This window comes from Pseudomonas sp. Ga0074129, from assembly GCA_001465025.1.
Classification (GTDB): Bacteria; Pseudomonadota; Gammaproteobacteria; order Pseudomonadales; family Pseudomonadaceae; genus Aquipseudomonas.
Map to the genome: position 1 here is coordinate 24,529 of LNDO01000036.1, position 18,967 is coordinate 43,495.

The 18,967-nt window shown below is 58.9% G+C and carries 18 protein-coding genes and 3 tRNA genes; 12 read left to right on the forward strand and 9 right to left on the reverse strand.

The genetic code is table 11. The annotated features are described in order from the left end of the window. The first annotated feature begins 81 nt into the window (after positions 1 to 81). A complete protein-coding gene (gene coaE / locus AUK77_RS02145) occupies positions 82 to 696 on the forward strand; it encodes a dephospho-CoA kinase (protein ID WP_296125652.1) in 615 nt (204 codons plus the stop codon). Continuing rightward, complete coding sequence (yacG, locus tag AUK77_RS02150; RefSeq protein ID WP_296125653.1) at positions 693 to 893, forward strand: DNA gyrase inhibitor YacG; 201 nt, start codon at positions 693 to 695, stop codon at positions 891 to 893. Before coaE ends, yacG begins: the two co-directional genes overlap by 4 nt. 341 nt (positions 894 to 1,234) lie before the next feature. Here the strand turns inward: yacG and AUK77_RS02155 are convergent, their stop codons facing one another. Next, on the reverse strand, positions 1,235 to 1,450 hold the full coding sequence (locus tag AUK77_RS02155) for a hypothetical protein (protein ID WP_296125655.1): 216 nt from the start codon (positions 1,448 to 1,450) through the stop codon (positions 1,235 to 1,237). Between the two features lie 104 nt (positions 1,451 to 1,554). Continuing rightward, positions 1,555 to 2,244, reverse strand: coding sequence for an energy-coupling factor ABC transporter permease (locus AUK77_RS02160; RefSeq protein ID WP_296125657.1), 690 nt, complete (start codon positions 2,242 to 2,244; stop codon positions 1,555 to 1,557). A 176-nt stretch (positions 2,245 to 2,420) separates the two neighbouring features. On the opposite strand from AUK77_RS02160, the gene AUK77_RS02165 reads away from it, so the two are divergent. The 4 genes from AUK77_RS02165 (at position 2,421) to AUK77_RS02180 (ending at position 5,120) form a co-directional block, all read left to right on the forward strand. Further along, positions 2,421 to 3,050, forward strand: a complete 630-nt coding sequence (locus AUK77_RS02165) for a DUF1780 domain-containing protein (RefSeq protein WP_296125659.1) — start codon at positions 2,421 to 2,423, stop codon at positions 3,048 to 3,050. Then, complete coding sequence (locus AUK77_RS02170) at positions 3,047 to 3,541, forward strand: MOSC domain-containing protein (RefSeq protein ID WP_296125660.1); 495 nt, start codon at positions 3,047 to 3,049, stop codon at positions 3,539 to 3,541. The genes AUK77_RS02165 and AUK77_RS02170 overlap by 4 nt, the downstream gene beginning before the upstream one ends. Positions 3,542 to 3,581: 40 nt before the next feature. Further along, entirely contained in the window at positions 3,582 to 3,755 is a 174-nt protein-coding gene (locus AUK77_RS02175; protein ID WP_296125661.1) for a DUF3094 family protein, read from the forward strand. Between the two features lie 63 nt (positions 3,756 to 3,818). Then, a complete protein-coding gene (locus AUK77_RS02180; RefSeq protein ID WP_296125663.1) occupies positions 3,819 to 5,120 on the forward strand; it encodes an NAD(P)/FAD-dependent oxidoreductase in 1,302 nt (433 codons plus the stop codon). 158 nt (positions 5,121 to 5,278) lie between these two features. On the opposite strand, the gene AUK77_RS02185 is transcribed toward AUK77_RS02180, so the two are convergent. The 3 genes from AUK77_RS02185 to AUK77_RS02195 form a co-directional block, all read right to left on the reverse strand. Then, positions 5,279 to 5,354 (reverse strand) — tRNA-Lys (locus AUK77_RS02185). Positions 5,355 to 5,359: 5 nt separating this feature from the next. After that, positions 5,360 to 5,436, reverse strand: a tRNA-Pro gene (locus AUK77_RS02190). Between the two features lie 9 nt (positions 5,437 to 5,445). Next, positions 5,446 to 5,521 (reverse strand) — tRNA-Asn (locus AUK77_RS02195). Between the two features lie 212 nt (positions 5,522 to 5,733). Between AUK77_RS02195 and AUK77_RS02200 the strand changes: the two genes are divergently transcribed. After that, positions 5,734 to 8,085 carry a DUF1631 domain-containing protein gene (locus tag AUK77_RS02200; RefSeq protein ID WP_296125664.1) on the forward strand — a complete coding sequence of 784 codons (2,352 nt, stop codon included), beginning with the start codon at positions 5,734 to 5,736 and terminating at the stop codon, positions 8,083 to 8,085. 9 nt (positions 8,086 to 8,094) lie between these two features. After that, positions 8,095 to 8,430, forward strand: a complete 336-nt coding sequence (locus AUK77_RS02205) for a PilZ domain-containing protein (protein WP_296125666.1) — start codon at positions 8,095 to 8,097, stop codon at positions 8,428 to 8,430. 213 nt (positions 8,431 to 8,643) lie between these two features. On the opposite strand, the gene clpB is transcribed toward AUK77_RS02205, so the two are convergent. The 3 genes from clpB to rluD form a co-directional block, all read right to left on the reverse strand. Continuing rightward, complete coding sequence (gene clpB, locus AUK77_RS02210) at positions 8,644 to 11,208, reverse strand: ATP-dependent chaperone ClpB (RefSeq protein WP_296125668.1); 2,565 nt, start codon at positions 11,206 to 11,208, stop codon at positions 8,644 to 8,646. 162 nt (positions 11,209 to 11,370) lie between these two features. Next, entirely contained in the window at positions 11,371 to 12,096 is a 726-nt protein-coding gene (gene pgeF / locus AUK77_RS02215) for a peptidoglycan editing factor PgeF (protein WP_296125669.1), read from the reverse strand. A 4-nt stretch (positions 12,097 to 12,100) separates the two neighbouring features. Next, on the reverse strand, positions 12,101 to 13,075 hold the full coding sequence (rluD, locus tag AUK77_RS02220) for a 23S rRNA pseudouridine(1911/1915/1917) synthase RluD (protein WP_296125670.1): 975 nt from the start codon (positions 13,073 to 13,075) through the stop codon (positions 12,101 to 12,103). Positions 13,076 to 13,233: 158 nt separating this feature from the next. On the opposite strand from rluD, the gene AUK77_RS02225 reads away from it, so the two are divergent. The 4 genes from AUK77_RS02225 to AUK77_RS02240 all read left to right on the forward strand — a co-directional run bounded on the left by AUK77_RS02225 (position 13,234) and on the right by AUK77_RS02240 (position 17,556). After that, positions 13,234 to 14,217 (forward strand): outer membrane protein assembly factor BamD, encoded by a 984-nt coding sequence (locus AUK77_RS02225; protein WP_296125672.1) that lies wholly within the window; start codon positions 13,234 to 13,236, stop codon positions 14,215 to 14,217. 174 nt (positions 14,218 to 14,391) lie between these two features. Continuing rightward, positions 14,392 to 14,637, forward strand: a complete 246-nt coding sequence (locus tag AUK77_RS02230) for a PP0621 family protein (RefSeq protein WP_296125674.1) — start codon at positions 14,392 to 14,394, stop codon at positions 14,635 to 14,637. Continuing rightward, positions 14,627 to 16,216: an ATP-binding protein gene (locus AUK77_RS02235; protein WP_296125676.1), complete on the forward strand. Its 1,590-nt coding sequence runs from the start codon at positions 14,627 to 14,629 to the stop codon at positions 16,214 to 16,216. The genes AUK77_RS02230 and AUK77_RS02235 overlap by 11 nt, the downstream gene beginning before the upstream one ends. Before the next feature lie 2 nt (positions 16,217 to 16,218). After that, positions 16,219 to 17,556, forward strand: a complete 1,338-nt coding sequence (locus tag AUK77_RS02240; protein ID WP_296125677.1) for a sigma-54 dependent transcriptional regulator — start codon at positions 16,219 to 16,221, stop codon at positions 17,554 to 17,556. A 57-nt stretch (positions 17,557 to 17,613) separates the two neighbouring features. Here the strand turns inward: AUK77_RS02240 and thiO are convergent, their stop codons facing one another. After that, a complete protein-coding gene (thiO, locus tag AUK77_RS02245; protein WP_296125678.1) occupies positions 17,614 to 18,720 on the reverse strand; it encodes a glycine oxidase ThiO in 1,107 nt (368 codons plus the stop codon). Positions 18,721 to 18,967: the final 247 nt, after the last annotated feature.

The window sequence follows — 18,967 nt, forward strand, 5'->3', positions numbered from 1 at the left end:
ACGCCCTACGCACAAGCGATTAGCCTACCCACCGCCCCTGCACTACAATCGCGCCCTGAACGAACAACCCGAGCGCTGATCTTGACGACACGACCGTGGATTCTCGGCTTAACCGGCGGTATCGGCAGCGGCAAGAGCGCTGTTGCTCAGCACTTTATCGACTTAGGCGTTCATCTGATTGATGCCGACCATGCCGCGCGCTGGGTGGTTGAGCCGGGCCGGCCGGCGTTGGATAAAATCGTCGAGCACTTCGGTCCTGACATTTTGCAGGCCGACGGCCAGTTGGATCGCAGCGCGCTGCGCGGCCGTATTTTTGCCGACACGAACGAGCGGCGCTGGCTGGAAGCCCTACTGCATCCGCTGATTGGCCAGGAGATTACCCAGCACCTTTCACGGGCTGAGTCGTCTTACGCCATTTTGGTTTCACCACTATTGGTTGAATCTAACCAGCACACGTTAACGCAGCGCATTCTGGTGGTAGATGCGCCAGAACACCTGCAAGTGCAACGCACCATGCAACGCGACCAAAGCTCCAGCGAGCAGGTGCAGGCCATTCTCAAGGCTCAAGCCAGCCGCGAGCAACGCTTGAGCCGTGCGCATGATGTGCTGGTGAATGATCGCGATTTAAGCTGGCTGCAAGATGAAGTGCAGCGCCTACACCGCTTCTACCTAACCCTACGCGGAGGCCAAACATGAGCACACCAACCTTGGTAGCCTGCCCAACCTGTGGCGCGGCTGTTGAATGGGGCCCGCAAAGCCCGAGCCGGCCCTTTTGTTCTGAGCGTTGCAAATTGATTGACCTCGGCGCTTGGGCTTCAGAAGAACACGCCATCGCAGGCGACTCGCTTGAAGATGATGTGTTCTCCGGCGAATTATCGCCACGCCATCACTAGCCGTCGCAGGAAGAAAGGCACGAAGCCCAAATGCCTTGCGCATTTATCGCCGCTAATGCGCCTCCCACAGGTAGTTGTTGCTTGCTGCAAGTACCCCCCATGCCAAGAGTTGTGGGAGGGTCTTTAGCCGCGACTGGCTGTTTACGCCGTTGGGCTTCGCTGCGCTCAGCGCCAACCTACAAATTGCAGATAACGTATGAACGTAGGTTGGGTTGAGGAGCTTGCGACGAAGCCCAACATGAAATCGCCCCATCTAGTGCATTTATCGCCGCTAAATTGCCCACAAATGCGGGTGTTGCTTGCGCAAAGCCCCAAGTGATCGCAAGCCTGCGGCCTTACTCTCAAGGCCGCATAAAGTTGTAGTCGCGGTCGTCATCCAGATTCTCAGCCAAAAACTGCAACTCGGCGGCTAAGTCTGCCGCTGTGCGCCCTGCCCGGCTGCATTCGACTACGGCACTAAGCAATGCGCGCAAGGCCATCGCGTGGTCGAACCCTTGAGCGTCAACCGCGTCGAGGCTGCGTTGTATTTCTTGCCTTGCCCATTGATGCACACCCATGTCGCGCCCTCCTTATAAATGAGACAAGCATGCCGCGCGAACGACTCGCCGCGTTGATTCAGGTCAACCGACGTGGGGCGATCACGCGGCTGATGGAGGCCTTATCAACGCGGCCGATCATCGTCATTCCAGGGCGCGGCCAGATAACGGGTGCGATTGAAGGTTTCCAGCCAGTCGGGATAAAACACCACCAGCGCGGTGACCAGCATGCCGTTGATAAAGGCTTCGGGGAAAATCACCAACCAGAGGTAACCGACAAAATCCTCCAGCCAGGGCGGCATGGGAAACAAGCCATCAAGCCACAGCACGGAGAACGCTGCGAGGATGCACACCAGCGTGGCCAGCGCCGCCGCAAAAAAACCGCTAAAGAAGATGTACACGAACAGATTGCGCGGTTGCTTCTTCTCAACCCACAAGGCGCAGACTTCAGTGATCCACACCGGAATCACCACCAGCAGCACGCCATTAACCCCAAGCGCGGCCAAGTCATGTCGGCCCAGCGCGAGCAGGCCAAGTTGTGCGACAAACCCGGCGAGTATGGCCAGCGGCCAGTCCAACAGCAGTGTCACCACCGTCATGCCAACAAAGTGGTAGGACAACCCCGAGTCAAAGTCGCGGCGCACCAGCCACAGCATAAACAGCGCCAGCGCCGTGCCGGCCAGCAGATGTTGACGGCGCTGGTCGCTGCACAACTCAACCCAGGGTGCGCGCCAGATAGCCCAACACAGCAGTGGCAGGTAAATCAGCCAGCCTACGACCTGACTGGTCGTTGAAAGCAGTTCTGCGGCAATCATCCACGGTCACTCCCATGCGTTAGGAACTGCCACGCAGTCTACAGCCGCGCAGCACCATCAGCGTAAGGATCACCCAAGCGCGACGACGGGCCGCAGGCCAACGTGGATCGCACTGCGCCACATACGGCCAGATAGAGAGGTTTCAAGTGCGTCACGGCCTGGGCTAAGCTGGGCCCATGGACGACTCCGATTATCTGCGCCTACTGACGCATCAAGCCGAACAGGCCAATGCCTTTCTCTCCAATGCCCGTAAGTGGGAACGCGAGCGCTGGGTGTGTCAGCGCCTGCTACAAGCCTTAAATGTTCCTCACCGACTGGACGAGTTCAACGCTGCTGGCCATGAGCCGCCTGACGTGCTGTTTCGCGATGCCAGCTTTGAGGTGTTTTTTGTGCTGGATGAAGGTCGCCGCCTAAACGATGAATGGCGCGCAGAACTGGAACGCCGCCGCAGTGCGTTTTCCCTCAGCCAACTGGTGCGGCGCGAAGCAAAACCCCGCCGCATTGGCGCAGGTGACCTGCAACAACGACTGACGCCCACGCTGCGCAAAAAAGCGCATAACTACCAGGAGCGTGGACTTGATTTGGGTGAGTTGGACTTGCTGGCTTACGTCAATCTCAAGCGCGCCATACCCGACTTCAACAGCCACTTCCCACCACCCACCGAGTTTCTGCGCCAAGGTTGGCGCTCGCTCTCGCTGGTCGGCCCGACCTTTGCGCGCGTACTGTTCGCCCACCCCGACGCGCCAGATTTTCTGCGCACCAACCTGGGCCGCACCGTGCTGTTTGATGTGGGGATCAGCCTATGATGCCGCCGCCCGAATTGCTGGCCAGTGTGCCGCAACAAGGCTGCGTGCGTTGGATGGGCGTGCGCCCGGTTTCGCGTGCGCCGATGATCGAACTGGATGCCGTCGAAGCGCGCCGTGAAGCTGGTCTGACCGGCGATCACAGCCGACCGGGGCCGCGTAATGCACGGCAAGTCACGCTGATTCAATTTGAGCATCTGGCCGTGATCAGCGCGCTGATGGGCCGCGCGGATGATCACCCCATCACACCGGCTGAGCTGCGCCGCAACATTGTGATCAGCGGCATTAACCTGTTCAGCCTAAAAGGACGACGGTTCCGGATTGGTCAGGCGATTCTCGAAACAACGGGCTGGTGCCAACCCTGCGCTAAGCTGGAAGAACGTCTTGGGCCTGGAACCTTCCAGGCCATGCGCGGCCACGGCGGGATTACTGCCCGTGTGTTGCACAGCGGCATTATTCGCCTAAATGACAGCCTGCGCGTTGAGCCTTTATAAGCCGCGCAGCTAGAATGCCACCCCTGCCAGCGAGGCCCCCATGTCCAGCCGCCTGAATCCTGATGATCAAAAACGTGTCGAGCAATACCTCAGTGCTCCACAGCATCAGGTCGAGCGCCAGCCTTTTCGGCTCTGGCGTTTGCTGCTGATCATCCTGGTCGCGGTCATTGGCCTGGGCCTGCTAAGCCGTTTTCTGGGTCAATTAGTGCTATGAGCTGCCTGGCGCTCGCCCACATTGACTCACAGCCTTTCCTTAAAAGCCTTGTGAGCGTCTCAAATGACTCATCAAATCGTAATCGTCGGCGGCGGTGCCGGCGGCTTGGAGCTTGCTACCCACCTGGGTAGATCCTTGGGCAAGCGCGGCCAAGCCACTGTCACCTTGGTTGACGCTAACCTCACCCATATCTGGAAACCCCTTCTGCATGAAGTGGCGGCCGGCTCGCTGAACTCCTCCGGGGATGAACTGAACTACGTGGCGCAGGCCAAGTGGAATCACTTCGAGTTCCAACTGGGGCGCATGTGCGACCTCAACCGCGCCGAAAAACGCATCGCCTTGGCGGCAACAGTGGATGAAAACGGCCAAGTGCTGATGCCTGCGCGCACCCTCAGCTATGACAGCCTGGTGATTGCCGTAGGCAGCACCACCAATGATTTCGGCACCGAGGGCGCTGCCGAACACTGCCTGTTTCTGGACACCCGCGAGCAGGCGGAACGCTTTCATCGGCAATTACTCAACCATTACATGCGCGCCCACGCCAGCCAGAGCGAAACCACCGAACGGATCAATGTTGCCATCGTTGGCGCGGGTGCAACGGGGGTTGAGTTGGCCGCCGAGCTGCACCATGCCGCACGTGAACTAGCCGCTTACGGACTGGATAGCATTCGTCCGGAGAACATGCGCATCACCCTTATTGAGGCCGGTCCGCGCGTACTGCCCGCCCTGCCGGAGCGCATCGGCCGCCCCGTGCATAAAACCCTGGAGAAACTGGGCGTCACCGTGCTCACGGGCGCAGCGGTTAGCAAAGTCACCGCAGACGGCCTGCATACCGCACAAGGCCAGGTTATCGCGGCGAGCTTGAAAGTCTGGGCGGCGGGTATTCGCGCGCCGGAGTTTCTGCAGGGCTTGGACGGGCTGGAGAGCAATCGCATCAACCAATTGCAGGTGCGCCCTACATTGCAAACCACATTGGATGACAACGTGTTTGCCTTTGGCGACTGCGCCGCATGCCCGCAACCCGGCAGCGAGGGCCGCAATGTGCCGCCGCGTGCACAAGCGGCGCACCAGCAAGCGTCCATGTTGGCTAAATCACTGAAGCTGCGTATTGAGGGCAAACCACTGCTGGAATATCGCTACCGCGATTACGGCTCGCTGATTTCGTTGTCGACCTTCTCGGCGGTCGGTAACCTGATGGGCAACCTGACCGGCAGCGTCATGCTTGAAGGTTGGCTGGCGAGAATGTTCTACGTGTCGCTGTACCGCATGCATCAGGTAGCGCTGTATGGCGTTACCCGCACCATGCTGATGATGCTCAGCGACCGCATCGGCAGAAGCACCGAGCCACGCCTCAAGCTGCACTGAGCCTGAACTGCAAAACATGTAGGAGCGGCCTATGCCCGCGAAACGCGGCCATGGACCACTCCTACATTATTTACGCGCCCCGAAGGTCTTCGCCATAAATCGCAGGCAATAAAAAACCCGCACTAGGCGGGTTTTTTATCATTCAAGCATGCTTGAAATGGTGGGTCGTGTGGGATTCGAACCTACGACCAATTGGTTAAAAGCCAACTGCTCTACCAACTGAGCTAACGACCCAAAAATGGTCGGGGTAGGGGGATTCGAACTCCCGACATCCTGCTCCCAAAGCAGGCGCGCTACCGGACTGCGCTATACCCCGATGAAAGATTGGCTCCGCGACCTGGACTCGAACCAGGGACCCAATGATTAACAGTCATTTGCTCTACCGACTGAGCTATCGCGGAACTACTTGCTTCCTTCTCAGATTTCGCTTGGAGATTGTTAATCTCGTTTGCTGTTCTGAGGCGCGCCATTTTACGGTTCTACGCGAAGCTGTCAACCCCTTAAATTGCTTTTAGTACAATGATTTGCAGCTGCGTGACTGGCTGCTATATCTTCAGTAGGTCTGCGTACATTGCAGGACGCATCAGCCGTAAGGCCCCAGCCAGGAAAGTCCATGAGCAACCAGGGCATACCGCCAACTCCACCCACTACCGTGCAGACCCTTGCCAACCGAGGCATCCAGCCGCGATTTGGTGAGCTGGTGCAAAGCTGCCGGAAACTGGTGATGAACCGCCTGGCCGAACAACTCACCAGCGTCTTCGCGCAAGTGGACGACACGCTGTTTGAGTGCGCAGAAAAGGCCGAGAACAATCAGGTGCAAACCTTGTTCTTCGACAACATGCGCGAAATCCGCAAGCAGCGTCCTTTAATAGAGCGCAGCTACCACCAGCAGATTGCCGGTAACTTCTCCGATTTCCTTGAGGGCAAGCTCAAGCCTGCCCCAGTCACCAGCGCCCTCGACGCCGAGGAAATGGCCCTGGTGCAAAACGAGGATTACGAAGAAAGCCTGCAAGTCACGAATATGGTGAGTCGCGTCAAGGCGCGCTGTGCGCAGCCGTTGTTCGCCTTAGAGCAACGTTTGGCGCTGCTTAATAACGGCCAGAAGCTTGGCGAAGACATAAACCCCTTTGGCCCGCAGATGATTGCTCAGGCGTTTCGCGACGCACTGGCACCCAGCCCGTTCCCCCTGCGCATAAAGGTCATCCTCTATACGTTGTTTGATACCCACGTAATGCAGAGCCTGGATGGCCTCTACGCGGCGCTCAATAAGCGCCTGATTGAAGCAGGCGTACTGCCCAACCTTAAGTTCACCGCACAACGCAACAGCCAACCTGAGCGGCCAAAACCTGCGGCTGGTGCAGCCGAGCAGCCAAGTGAAACGGCACCCAGCAGCCCCGCGCAGCCCGGCACCCTATTCGCTCATCCCGGCAACCCGTCTTACAACACAACAACGAGTAATCTGAGCGGACCGCCCCCTACCGACCCACTGGAGCTACTGGGCAGCTTGGCAGCCCTGCTGGGCGAGCATCGCCAGCGCGATATCGATGCGCCGCTTCTCGGTGGCACACGCAGCATTGCCAGCTTTGCCCCTGCGGATGCCACCAGCACCTATACAGCCACGGCACTGCTCGACGCACTCAACCGCATGCAACGTCAGTCGGCCAGCGATATCTCGCAACGCCTGCAGCGCCCGCAACAGGTGGAGGGGCTCAAAGTCGACCTGCACCAACAGCTGGAAACCTACAGCACCTTGCCTGGCCAGCAAAAGCTGTCTGATCAGGAAGCGGATGTAATCGACTTGGTCGGCATGTTGTTCGACTTCATTCTCGATGACGACAACCTGCCCGACAGTTGCAAGACCACACTCTCGCACCTGCACACGCCCTACCTAAAAGTGGCGCTGCTGGATAAAGCCTTGTTTACCCAGCACCACCACCCCGCTCGACGCTTGCTGAACGGTATGGCGCAGGCGGGCGTGCTGTACGGCGGCGATGGTGACGAGCGTGGCCTACTGGCCAAGATGCAGTGGGTTGTTGAGCGTGTCATCCAGGACTTTAATGGTGACCTGCAACTGTTTGAGAGCCTGCTGGAGGAATTCAACGAGTTCGTTGCCACCCTACGGCACAAAGTGGAGTTGCGCGAACGGCGCGCCGTAGAGGCCGCCAAAGGTCGCGACAAATTACTCGGCGCACGTCAGCACGCTGTTGAAGTGATTGCCACCAGCCTGGCAGACCGTCAATTGCCGAGCATTATTCGCAATTTTCTTGAGCTGACCTGGGCTGACGTACTGGTGTTTGTGCTGCTGCGTAATGGCGAGCGCAGCCCAGAATGGCTACGGGCCTGCGAAGCTGCAGAACAACTGGCCTGGAGCGGCACCCTGCTCGACGATGCCGGACGTGAACGCCTGCAAAAACTGCGCGTACCGCTGCTGGAAGACCTGCGCAAGGGGCTAGAGTTGCTTGGCGGTTACCACGAAGATGGCATCCGTCGCCTGCTACAAGACTTAGTCGTCTGCCAACACGCTATTCAGGCCAAGCAGCCGCAGGTGGCGGCGCAACTTAAACCCACACTGCCAGAAAGCCCGCTGGGCGCCATGCTCGGTGAAGATGCAGCACTGGCGACGCAAGCGCCACGCGAGTCAACCCTGTCTGCCCGCGCTCAAGCGCTGGCCAAGGAACTGGGACATATCGAATTTGGTACCTGGTTTGAGTTCGTCAACGGCCAACAAGTGCGGACGCTGAAGCTCTCCTGGTTCAGCCCGACGACCCGCAACTACATGTTTGTCGACCAGAGTGGGCAGCGTGTGGCCATCAAGCCGCTCACCCAACTGGCCACTGAAATGGAACAAGGGCTGGCGCGCATCGTCACCCCAGAGCGCGGCGCACCGCTGGTAGACCGCGCACTCACAGCCATTTATCGCGTGCTGCAACGGTTCACCGGACGCACAGCCGAGACACAAGAATAAGGAATGGGTATGGAAGACGAACGTCGCTCGCACAGCAGGCATCATGCCGAAGTGCAGCTAGAAGTCTTTGAGCTGCACACTGGCCAACGCTTGGGGCGCGTGGTCGATTTGTCTGCAGACGGATTTATGCTGTTCAGTGACACGCCGCAAGCAGCCGACGAACTGCTGGAGTGCCGCTTGGTTACAGAGCACGCCGTAGACGGCGTATGTGAGGTCACCCTCGGCGCAGATTGCTTGTGGAGCCGCCCGGGCGCTGACGGCCAGCACTGCTGGGCAGGCTTTCACATTATCGACCTAGCCGACGATCAAGCCGCAGCCTTAGAGGTTCTGCTCAAGCATCTGTGACACAGCCCCACATAAAAATACCCCGGTCAGGCGAGCTGAACCGGGGTGTTTTTATTTCACAGACTGGCACTAAGACCACAAAGGCCAACCGGTCGATTTCAGCGTTAAGCTGGACTGGCGGCCGTAGGAAGGGCTTTAGCCACGACAACGGAGTTGAGAACTCGCCGCCAAAGCACCTCCCACACTGCAGCCCCAAAGACTCAGTACACGCTCTTACGCGAAGACAATCTCGTCACCTTCAACACGGCCAGTCACACTGCTGCCTGGGGCGAACTTACCCGACAGGATCAACTGAGCCAGCGGGTTTTCGATCCAACGCTGCACAGCGCGCTTGAGCGGCCGCGCGCCGTAGACCGGGTCATAGCCAATGGCAATCAGCTTATCCAATGCCTCATCCGACAGCTCCAAACTCAGTTCGCGCTCAGCCAGACGCTGACGCAAACGGCCCAATTGGATCTGCGCAATGCCAGCGATCTGATCACGGGCCAGCGGCTCGAAAATCACCACCTCGTCAATCCGGTTGATGAATTCCGGGCGGAAGTGCGTACCGACCGCATCCATTACCGCCGCTCGCTGCCCTTCACGGTCGCCAACAAGCTCCTGAATCTGCGACGAGCCCAGGTTGGAGGTCATCACCACCACGGTGTTTTTGAAGTCTACGGTGCGGCCATGGCTGTCAGTCAGACGACCGTCTTCCAGCACCTGCAGCAGTACGTTGAACACATCCGGATGCGCCTTCTCCACCTCATCCAGCAGGATCACCGAGTAGGGTTTACGGCGCACCGCCTCGGTCAAGTAACCGCCCTCTTCATAACCGACATAGCCGGGCGGCGCGCCGATCAGACGGGCCACCGAGTGTTTCTCCATAAACTCGGACATATCGATACGCACCAGCGCCTCTTCAGTATCAAAGAGGAATTCGGCCAGCGCCTTGCACAGCTCGGTTTTACCCACGCCGGTCGGGCCGAGGAAGAGAAACGAGCCACTCGGGCGGTTCGGGTCCGACAACCCCGCACGCGAACGACGCACCGCATTCGCCACCGCCACCACGGCTTCGTTTTGACCGATAACACGCTGATGCAGCAGGCCTTCCATTTTCAGCAGTTTGTCGCGCTCACCTTCAAGCATTTTGCTGACAGGGATTCCCGTCCATTTCGATACCACCTCGGCAATTTCTTCCTCGGTGACCTTACTGCGCAACAACTGGTTCTCGCTCTTGCCGTGCTGATCAACCATCTGCAGGCTGCGCTCCAGATCCGGAATAATGCCGTACTGCAACTCAGCCATTCGATTCAGATCACCCTTGCGCCGCGCCGCTTCCAACTCCTGGCGCGACTGCTCGATCTTTTGCTGAATCTGCGCGGAGCCTTGCACTTCGGCTTTCTCGGCTTTCCAGATCTCTTCCAGATCCGCGTATTCGCGCTCAAGCCGGGCAATGTCTTCGTTAAGCTTGGCCAGCCGCTTGATAGCGGCTTCGTCATCTTCTTTTTTCAGCGCCTGGCCTTCGACCTTAAGCTGAATCAGACGGCGTTCCAAACGGTCCAGCACTTCCGGCTTGGAATCGATTTCCATACGAATTCGGCTGGCCGCCTCGTCGATCAGGTCGATGGCTTTGTCTGGCAACTGGCGATCAGTGATGTAGCGGTGCGACAGCTTGGCCGCCGCGATGATCGCACCGTCGGTGATAGCCACCTTGTGGTGCACCTCGTAACGCTCTTTGAGGCCACGCAGGATGGCGATGGTGTCTTCCTCGCTCGGCTCATCGACCAACACCTTTTGGAACCGACGCTCAAGAGCCGCATCCTTTTCAATGTACTGGCGGTACTCGTTAAGCGTGGTCGCGCCCACGCAATGCAGCTCACCGCGCGCCAGCGATGGCTTGAGCATGTTGCCCGCGTCCATCGAGCCTTCGCCTTTACCGGCACCGACCATGGTGTGCAGTTCGTCGATAAACAGAATGATCCGACCTTCCTGCTTGCTCAGCTCGTTAAGCACCGCCTTTAAGCGCTCTTCAAACTCGCCGCGGAACTTGGCGCCGGCAATCAACGCGCCCATGTCCAGCGACAGCAGGCGTTTATCTTTTAGGCCATCGGGCACTTCACCATTGACGATGCGTTGCGCCAGACCTTCGGCAATCGCGGTTTTACCCACACCCGGCTCACCGATCAGCACCGGATTATTCTTGGTGCGGCGCTGCAATACCTGAATGGTGCGACGGATCTCATCATCGCGACCAATCACCGGATCGAGCTTGCCCTCCTCGGCGCGCTTGGTCAGGTCAACGGTGTACTTATCCAGCGCCTGGCGATTTTCCTCGACGTTCGGGTCATTCACCGCATCACCACCGCGCAGGTTGGTGACCGCGTTTTCCAACGCTTTACGGCTTACGCCCTGAGCAAGCAGCAGCTTGCCCAGCTTGGTGTTTTCATCCATCGCAGCCAGCAGTACCAGCTCGCTGGAGATAAATTGGTCGCCCTTTTGTTGCGACAGACGGTCCGCCTGATTGAGCAGGCGCGCCAGATCCTGCGACAGGTTCACGTCGCCCGACGGGTTCTGGATTTTGCCCAACTGATCAAGCTCTTTGCCAAGCGCAGCGCGCAGGCTGCTGACATCAAAACCAACCTGCATCAGCAGCGGTTTGATCGAGCCACCCTGCTGCTCCAGCAGCGCTTGCATCAGGTGCAGCGGTTCAATAGCCGCGTGATCAAGGCCAACGGCCAACGATTGCGCATCAGAGAGCGCAAGTTGCAATTTGCTGGTTAAACGATCGATACGCATAGAATTCAATCCTCGTGTGGAGGCAGGCCGGCGCACTGAATCGCGCCACTGCAGAAAAGCCTGCGGATGAAGAGTAGATGAGGACGATTGTGCGAGTTTCAAGCCGCACAACCTTGACCTGAGTCATTTGCTGACGCAGGGCCGCAGACGCGGCCGATGAAATTAGTTAGCCAGCCAGATGAGGCTGGCAAAGCGCCCGGTTTGCGCCGAACGGCGATAGGAGTAGAAACGCGGGTCGTTAAATGTGCAGAAATCACCGCCGTAGACAGCGACTACACCGCGCTCCGCAAGACGAATGCGCGCCAACTGATACATGTCCGCCATAAACTTGCCTGCATTGTTGCTGGGCTGAAAGGCGACGGCCGCTTGCGCATGCTGGGCGACAAAAGCATCACGCACCTCGCCCCCCACTTCGAAAGCCTGCGGCCCAATTGCAGGGCCCAACCAGACCAACACTTGATCGGCGGGTAACGCCAGCTTGTCCAGGGTCGCTTCCAGCACACCGGCCGCTAAGCCGCGCCAACCGGCATGGGCAGCGGCCACGCGACTGCCCGCGCGGTCACAGAACAACACAGGCAAGCAATCTGCCGTCATCACTGTGCAGGCAATACCGGTTTTTTGCGTCCAACTGGCATCCGCTTGCAGCACCTGCGCCGGCGTGGCTTCGACCACTGCCACGCCATGCACCTGCTCCAGCCAGGCCGGTTTACAGCCGAGCAAACTGACCAGGCGCTGACGGTTTTTTTGCACGGCTTGCAGGCTGTCGCCCACATGCATGCCCAAGTTACAACTGTCGTAAGGAGCAACACTCACTCCGCCGGTACGCGTGGTTACACAGGTTTTAACTCTTGCCGGAGCGGGCCATTGCGGCGTTAACCAGTCGTGCATCCTGTCACCCAATAAAAGCCTCACGGTCCTGGCGCAACAACGTCAGCAGCCAGACGAAATCATCAGGCAGCGGCGATTGCCACTTCATCCGCTCGCCAGTGATCGGATGATCCAACTCCAGGAAGCGTGCATGCAAGGCCTGGCGAGGAAATTCCTTCAGGGTTTGCACCATGCTCGGATTGGCCGCCGGCGGAATTCGGAAACGCCCGCCATAAACCGGATCACCCACCAAAGGGTAGCCGACATGGCTCATATGCACGCGAATCTGGTGCGTGCGCCCGGTTTCCAGCTTGACCCGCACATGGGTGTGCGAGCGATAGCGTTCCAGCACGCGGTAGTGGCTGACCGCAGGCTTACCGCCGTCACTCACAGCCATGCGTTGACGCTGCGATGAACTACGCCCGATTGGCGCGTTGATCTTGCCGCCGGAGGTCACCACGCCAATCACAATGCACTCGTAGATGCGGCTGACCGAGCGCTTTTGTAGTTGATCTACCAGGCGGGTTTGCGCCTCGATGGTTTTGGCAACCACCATCAGACCGGTGGTGTCCTTGTCCAGGCGGTGCACAATACCGGCGCGCGGCACATTAATGATGTCCGGCACGTGATGCAGCAGGGCATTCAGCAAGGTGCCATCAGCATGCCCGGCTGCGGGATGCACAACCAGGCCAGCGGGCTTGTCGATAACAAGGATCTGATCGTCTTCGTAGACGATATTCAGCTCGATATCTTGGGCGATCCACTCACCCTGCGCCTCCTGCTCGGCTTTGAGCGCCAGTTGAGCGCCGCCATGGACAATGTCGCGCGGGCGCAGCACAGCGCCGTCGACGGTAAGCCGCCCCTCTTTGATCCAGGCAGACAGACGCGAACGCGAGTGCTCGGCAAACAGGAGTGCGGCGACTTGATCGAGGCGTTGACCGCCCATTTCATAGGGCACCTCGGCGTTCAGTTCAATGATCTGCTTATTAATAGAGGACATGCTCGGCAACGGCGGGGAGGTCTGAGAGGTCTAGCCTTTGGTTTCGGCTACACGCTTGTGGTTAAATACGGCGTCTTTGCCCCAGGGGTACCGGGGGCGCTCATCATAACAGGACGGCTCTACTCAAGACAGCCGCCGTCACAGGGACGCAAGCCGCCATGCAAGTGAAACACCTGCTGCTGATCGCAATCCTCGCCCTCACCGCCGCCTGCTCCTCTAAGGAAGTGGTTGACGAGAACCTGAGCGAAGCCGAACTCTACCAGCAGGCACAAGCCGACCTGGACAATAGTAGCTACACCTCAGCTGTTGCCAAGCTCAAGGCGCTGGAGTCGCGCTACCCGTTCGGGCGCTACGCCGAGCAAGCGCAGCTTGAGCTGATCTACGCCTATTACAAAAACGTTGAGCCAGAAGCAGCCAAGTCTTCTGCTGATCGCTTTATTCGTCTGCACCCGCAGCATGCCAACGTTGACTACGCCTATTACCTCAAAGGCCTGGCGTCTTTCGACCAGGATCGCGGCCTAATCGCCCGTTTCGTGCCGCTGGACATGACCAAGCGCGACCCCGGTGCCGCACGCGACTCCTACAATGAGTTCGCCCAACTCACCAGCCGCTACCCCAACAGCCGTTATGCGCCGGACGCCAAGCAGCGCATGATTTACCTGCGCAACCTGCTGGCGGCCTATGAAATTCATGTGGCGCACTACTACCTGACGCGCAATGCCTACGTCGCCGCCGCCAACCGTGGCCGCTACGTGGTGGAAAACTTCCAGGAAACCCCTGCAGTAGGCGACGGCCTGGCCGTAATGACGGAAGCCTACCAGCGCCTGAGTCTCGATGATTTGGCCGCGACAAGCCTGGAAACGCTCAAGCTCAACTACCCAGACCATCCAACACTGGTCGACGGTCAATTCGTGCCGCGCGAAGAAGAAGCGGACACCCGCTCCTGGATCGCCAAAGCCACGCTGGGCCTGATTGAAACTGACGTGCCGCTGCCACCGGGTGAAACCCGCGCTGGCCAGGACGTGATTCGCCAGTACGAAGATGCCGCCGAGCAAATTCCGGACGAGCTCAAAGCTGGCGCCGCAGCAGAGACGCCAAGCCGCTCGTGGTTCAGCTACCTGACCTTCGGCCTGTTCGACTAAGCAACAAGCACGCACACAAAGGGAGGCTACAAGCCTCCCTTTTTTATGGACTGGCACCACACAACCCAAGTCAAACCGCCAACCTGCGAAACAACACGCAGCGCACTCTTTCAAGGCTGGGCGCGCGTCAGAGGGTTCGCTAAACTCCGTTCAACCCCACCCAAAGAGAGCGTCATGGGCCTGTTTCGCTTGCTGATCTGGATTGCCATCATCGCCGCTGCCTTTTGGCTTTGGCGGCGCTTCACCCGCCCCAAAACCGTACAGCCCGACACGCCCAAAGCGCCAACCGAGCCCGCACCCATGGTGCGCTGCCAGCATTGCGGCGTACACGTGCCGCGCGATAACGCCTTGGCCAACGGCGAGCAATGGTACTGCAGCCAGCTTCATCTAGAGCAAGGCCCGCACGACAATGGGCGCTGACTTCGCCCTGAGCGGAGAGCAAAGCCGGCGCATCCTCAGGCTTTATCACCTCTACCGGCTGGTTATCGGCATCACGCTGGTGTTGCTGGTATCCAGCGACCTGCACACCGACCTGCTGGAAATCACCCACCCAAGCTTGTTCCGCAATGGCAGCCTGCTGTACCTGACCATCAACGCCTTGCTGATTGTCACCGTTCGCCGACCTAAGCACCTGCCGCAGATTTTCAGCCTGGCCCTGATCGATGTGATCCTACTATCTGGGCTGTTTTATGCCGGTGGCGGCGCAGCCAGCGGCATCGGCAATCTGCTGATTGTGGCGGTGGCCATTTCAAATATTTTGTTGCGCGGCCGAATTGGCTTGTTGATAGCCGCCATCGCAGCCATTGGCATGATTTACCTGACCTTTTACCTCAGCCTCAGCCGACCGGCCGTCACCGCGCAGTACGTGCAGGTCGGGGCATTCGGTGCGCTGTGCTTTGCCGCCGCACTGTTTGTGCAAGGCCTTACACGCCGCCTGCAAGCCAGCGAAAACCTGGCTGAACAGCGCGCCGCCGATGTAGCCAACCTTGAAGCGCTCAACGCGCTGATCCTGCAACGCATGCGCACCGGCATTTTGGTGCTGGATGAAGTGCACCGCGTCCTGCTCGCCAATCAGGGCGCTAATCACTTGCTTGGCCACGCGGACCTAACCGGCAAAATCCTCGACCCGCGCTGCCCCGAGCTGATCAAGCGCATGCAGCAGTGGTCGCACAACCCCAGCCTGCGCCCGGCCAGCCTGCAAGCGGCGCACGATGGCCGCGTGCTGCAGCCAAGCTTCATTGCTTTGCAGCGCGGCGAACACAAACACACACTGATTTTCCTCGATGACATTTCGCAGATCGCCCAGCAGGCCCAGCAACTCAAGCTCGCCTCATTGGGTCGACTGACGGCGGGCATTGCCCATGAAATTCGTAACCCGCTCGGCGCAATCAGTCATGCGGCGCAACTGCTGCAGGAATCCGAAGACCTAGAGGGCGCCGACCTGCGCCTGGCGCAGATCATTCAGGATCACTCACGCCGCATGAACTTGGTCATCGAAAACGTCCTGCAACTGTCCCGCCGCCGCCAGGCCGAGCCGCAACTGCTGGACCTTAAATACTGGCTGCACCGCTTTGCCAGTGAGTTTCGCAACAGCGCCAAAGCCAACCAAATGCTGCACCTTGAGACCACGCCGGGCAGCATTCAAACGCGCATGGACCCACACCAACTGACTCAAGTGCTGAGCAACCTGGTTGAAAACGGCATTCGCTACAGCGCGCAAAAGCATAAAAACGCGCAAGTCTGGCTGCGCCTATTTCGCGATCCCGACAGCGAACTGCCAGTATTGGAAGTGCTCGACGATGGTCCCGGCGTAGCTGAAGAACAACTGCACCACCTCTTCGAGCCCTTCTACACCACAGAAAACAAAGGCACCGGCCTTGGCCTCTACATCTCCCGCGAGCTGTGTGAAAGCAACCAGGCACGCCTCGACTATAAACTGCGTGAAGGTGGCGGCAGCTGCCTGCGCATCACCTTCGCCCACCCGCGCAAACTGAGCTGACCATGAACCGCCAGAGAGCACTGATCGTCGACGACGAACCCGATATCCGCGAATTGCTGGAAATCACCCTGGGCCGGATGAAGCTCGACACCCGCAGCGCACGCAACGTCAAAGAAGCGCGCGAATGGCTGGCCAAAGAACCCTTTGACCTGTGCCTAACCGACATGCGCCTGCCCGACGGCACAGGGCTCGATCTGGTTCAGCATATTCAGCAACGCCATCCGCAAGTGCCCGTGGCGATGATCACCGCCTACGGCAGCCTGGACACCGCGATCAATGCACTCAAAGCTGGTGCGTTTGACTACCTGACCAAGCCCGTAGACCTCGGCCGCCTGCGCGAACTGGTGGCCGCCGCGCTGCGCCTACACAGCAATTCCGGTGAAGATCAGCCCGTCGACAGCCGCTTGCTCGGCGACTCGCCACCGATGAAAGCCCTACGCAAGCAGATCCTCAAACTGGCACGCAGCCAGGCACCGGTATACATCAGTGGTGAGTCCGGCAGCGGTAAAGAACTGGTCGCTCGGCTGATCCACGAACAAGGCCCGCGCGGCGAACAGCCTTTTATCCCAGTGAACTGCGGAGCCATCCCCACCGAGCTGATGGAGAGCGAGTTCTTCGGCCATAAGAAAGGCAGCTTCACCGGCGCAATAGAAGACAAACAAGGACTGTTTCAGGCCGCCAACGGCGGCACACTGTTTCTCGATGAAGTCGCTGATCTGCCACTGCCCATGCAGGTAAAACTGCTGCGCGCCATTCAGGAAAAAGCCGTGCGCGCCGTGGGCGGCCAGCAAGAATTGATCGTCGATGTGCGCATTCTATGCGCCACTCACAAAGACCTCGCCGCAGAAGTCGCCGCCGGTCGCTTCCGCCAGGACTTGTACTACCGCCTCAACGTCATCGAGTTGCGCGTACCCGCCTTGCGCGAGCGCCGCGAAGACATCGTCCTGCTGGCCGACGCCATGCTCAAGCGCCTGGCCGAAGGCACCGGCATGAGCTCCGCCAAGCTGGACGAACAAGCGCTGGAGAAACTCAAAAGCTACCGCTTCCCCGGCAACGTGCGCGAACTGGAGAACATGCTTGAACGCGCCTACACCCTCTGCGAAGACGACCGCATCAGCGCCAGCGACCTGCGCCTGGCCGACAGCTGCAACCCCAGTGAAAACGGCGAAGCCAGCCTGGCGCACATCGATAATCTGGAAGATTACCTGGAGAGCATCGAGCGCAAACTGATCATGCAAGCCCTCGAAGAAACCCGCTGGAACCGCACAGCTGCCGCCCAGCGCCTGGGTCTGAGCTTCCGCTCCATGCGCTACCGGTTAAAGAAACTGGGTATCGACTAAGGCGCGCATCAAATGTGGGAGGGGCTTTAGCCGTGAGCCCCACACCCAGAAAACCGCTCAACCCGCAGAAGCCAACCGCCCTGCCGGCGCATAGGGTGCAGGGTCTACAATCGGCTCACGGCCGAGCATTAAATCCGCCAGCAACTGGCATGAGGCTGGGGCCAGCACCAACCCATTGCGGTAGTGCCCGCAGTTCAACCATAAACCTTCATGCCCAGGCACCGGCCCAATAAACGGAATGCCTTCAGGCGAACCCGGCCGCAATCCGGCCCAATGCCCCACCACTTCGGCATTCGCCAACGCTGGCAACAACTCAACAGCAGAGGCCTTCAGGCTCTCAAGGGCATCCTCCGTTGGCGTTTTATCAAAGCCTGCATGTTCCAGCGTGCTGCCCACCAACACATGACCGTCACGCCGAGGAATCGCATAACGTCCTTTAGCCAAGACGATGGAGGGTAAAAAGTCGGCCGCACACTTGTACAAAATCATCTGACCCTTAACTGGCTCAACGGGCAACTCAAGCCCCAACGTCTTCATTAACTCGCCACTCCAGGCTCCGGCAGCCAGCACCACCTGATCGGCCCGCATATCGCCCTGGCGGGTCTGCACGCCAGCAATACGCTCACCCTCACGGATAAAGCCCGTTACCGCACAGTGTTCATGCAGCGTGACGTTCGGCATTTGCAGCAACGCCGCGCGCAACGCCTTGATCAAGCGCGGGTTACGCACATTCGCCACATCCGCCATGTGCAACGCACAGCCAAAGCCCGTTGCCAGAGCTGGCACCGCGCGGTGCACATCCGCCATGGCCACTTCACGCAACAGCCGCCCCTCACGCCGCGCCCACGCCAACGCCTGCGCGTCGTCATCCAGATCCAACCAATACAGCCCCGTCGCATACACCTCAGGGTCCACCTGCGTCTGCGCCAACAACTGCTCACCCAGCTTCGGATAAAAATCCTGCGACCAATGCGACAAAGCAGTCACCGCCGGGCTGTAACGCCAGGGATAGAGCGGCGATACAATACCGCCACCCGCCCAAGAGGACTCCGTCCCCACAGACTGGGAATCAAACAATGCAACATGGTTGCCGGCTGATGCCAACGCATAAGCCGATAGCAACCCAAGCACCCCACCACCAACGATGAGCTGACATTCGGACACTTAAAAACCTAAAAAATAAAATAGCGTTATTGGAATCACTCAATGACGAGAGAGCTTATCAAAACTGGACTTGCACCACGCAAAAAAACGACTAGGTTTTAGATGCGAACAAAGGCTACCAAGGAAGCTAGCCTGCACGTCAAAAGGATCGGCGGTTGCAGGAGCTGAGTGCAACACGGTCATTGAATTGAAGCTGGAGCATCATGCCGCATAGCCATGGCCTTCTGCATCACCTCACCCATAACTT

Bases quoted from the DNA above. Each gene is read 5' to 3' on its own strand.
- yacG (WP_296125653.1), top strand. From the start codon at position 693: ATGAGCACACCAACCTTGGTAGCCTGCCCAACCTGTGGCGCGGCTGTT.
- AUK77_RS02155 (WP_296125655.1), bottom strand. From the start codon at position 1,450: ATGGGTGTGCATCAATGGGCAAGGCAAGAAATACAACGCAGCCTCGAC.
- AUK77_RS02160 (WP_296125657.1), bottom strand. From the start codon at position 2,244: ATGATTGCCGCAGAACTGCTTTCAACGACCAGTCAGGTCGTAGGCTGG.
- AUK77_RS02165 (WP_296125659.1), top strand. From the start codon at position 2,421: ATGGACGACTCCGATTATCTGCGCCTACTGACGCATCAAGCCGAACAG.
- AUK77_RS02170 (WP_296125660.1), top strand. From the start codon at position 3,047: ATGATGCCGCCGCCCGAATTGCTGGCCAGTGTGCCGCAACAAGGCTGC.
- AUK77_RS02175 (WP_296125661.1), top strand. From the start codon at position 3,582: ATGTCCAGCCGCCTGAATCCTGATGATCAAAAACGTGTCGAGCAATAC.
- AUK77_RS02180 (WP_296125663.1), top strand. From the start codon at position 3,819: ATGACTCATCAAATCGTAATCGTCGGCGGCGGTGCCGGCGGCTTGGAG.
- AUK77_RS02200 (WP_296125664.1), top strand. From the start codon at position 5,734: ATGAGCAACCAGGGCATACCGCCAACTCCACCCACTACCGTGCAGACC.
- AUK77_RS02205 (WP_296125666.1), top strand. From the start codon at position 8,095: ATGGAAGACGAACGTCGCTCGCACAGCAGGCATCATGCCGAAGTGCAG.
- clpB (WP_296125668.1), bottom strand. From the start codon at position 11,208: ATGCGTATCGATCGTTTAACCAGCAAATTGCAACTTGCGCTCTCTGAT.
- pgeF (WP_296125669.1), bottom strand. From the start codon at position 12,096: ATGCACGACTGGTTAACGCCGCAATGGCCCGCTCCGGCAAGAGTTAAA.
- rluD (WP_296125670.1), bottom strand. From the start codon at position 13,075: ATGTCCTCTATTAATAAGCAGATCATTGAACTGAACGCCGAGGTGCCC.
- AUK77_RS02225 (WP_296125672.1), top strand. From the start codon at position 13,234: ATGCAAGTGAAACACCTGCTGCTGATCGCAATCCTCGCCCTCACCGCC.
- AUK77_RS02230 (WP_296125674.1), top strand. From the start codon at position 14,392: ATGGGCCTGTTTCGCTTGCTGATCTGGATTGCCATCATCGCCGCTGCC.
- AUK77_RS02235 (WP_296125676.1), top strand. From the start codon at position 14,627: ATGGGCGCTGACTTCGCCCTGAGCGGAGAGCAAAGCCGGCGCATCCTC.
- AUK77_RS02240 (WP_296125677.1), top strand. From the start codon at position 16,219: ATGAACCGCCAGAGAGCACTGATCGTCGACGACGAACCCGATATCCGC.